At 54.7% G+C, this 861-nt stretch carries 2 protein-coding genes; both read right to left on the reverse strand.

The window, feature by feature from the left end; genetic code table 11:
• Window positions 1-46 precede the first annotated feature (46 nt).
• The gene (locus tag FEM54_RS33300) at window positions 47-682 is read right to left on the reverse strand and encodes a type II toxin-antitoxin system HicB family antitoxin (protein WP_120731860.1); all 636 of its coding nucleotides are present in this window, start codon (window positions 680-682) and stop codon (window positions 47-49) included.
• Window positions 683-733: 51 nt separating this feature from the next.
• Window positions 734-861: type II toxin-antitoxin system HicA family toxin (locus tag FEM54_RS35000; protein WP_138454369.1), on the reverse strand; the 128-nt coding region annotated here is incomplete at its 5' end.

The raw sequence follows: 861 nt of genomic DNA on the forward strand, positions 1-861 counted from the left end.
CTCCAATGCTGCACGGCTTTATCCTCTTTGGTTGGTCGGTGGAATTCTATGCGTAAGTGATTTTTACGTCGGTTACCCCGTGAGACTCGCAAGTCTCTTTTGATGAGGGCGTGCCAGGGAGATGCCGATTGACCAGCTTTAAGCGTGCCTGGATCTTTCCCCACGCATCTTCATTGGTGAGGTGTTGGTTTTCCAGAAAGCGGAAGCTATGAACCTCGCCGGACTGAGCATAGGTCACTTCGTACTCGATATAGCTAGGCAAAGCTTCTCTGGACACTGATAGCCCCACGCCAAATGGCTTCAGGGCGTCCTCAATTGCTTCCATCTTCGATGTGTGGAGGAAGTCGACAAGACGATCACCTTGTGTCTGAGCCAGCCCCAGCAGCCGGCACAGATCAGCCTTGCGCATATCCTGCGCCATCATTTCGTTCCACAGAACGATCTTGGCCACGGTTACGGCCGGAAGACGAATAACGTGTTCGCCTGGCTGCGCTGGTGACGCCTGAGGAATGGCTCGGCGCTCGTCCACATAGATCGACAAGGCTGTCTCAATCGCATCCACGGCTTCGCGGATGGCGTGTTCTTTGTCGTCGCCGTAGCTGTTCAGCTCTGGCAGGTCGCGGCAGAACACGGCCAGCCCAGGTGCACTGTCTTGCTCAAAGCGGATTGCGTAGTTGTACATGGTCACTCCTTGGAGGTGATCGCCCAGCGTTCAGATGTGGTGAAGGGGCTCTCAGAGCACCAGTTGTTTAATGATCGCCTTGCGGGTCGGTTCTGGCATTTCCTTACTACAGTGATCCGCGAAGGTGCTCCTATTGCCGTTTGGGGCGATTACTTTGAAGTGGCTTCCTTTGCCTGCTT

This window comes from Pseudomonas edaphica (assembly GCF_005863185.1).
Lineage (GTDB): Bacteria > Pseudomonadota > Gammaproteobacteria > Pseudomonadales > Pseudomonadaceae > Aquipseudomonas > Aquipseudomonas edaphica.

What these genes read in the sequence shown, in the direction of transcription:
- FEM54_RS33300 (WP_120731860.1), bottom strand. Translation starts at nt 682, where the DNA reads ATGTACAACTACGCAATCCGCTTTGAGCAAGACAGTGCACCTGGGCTG.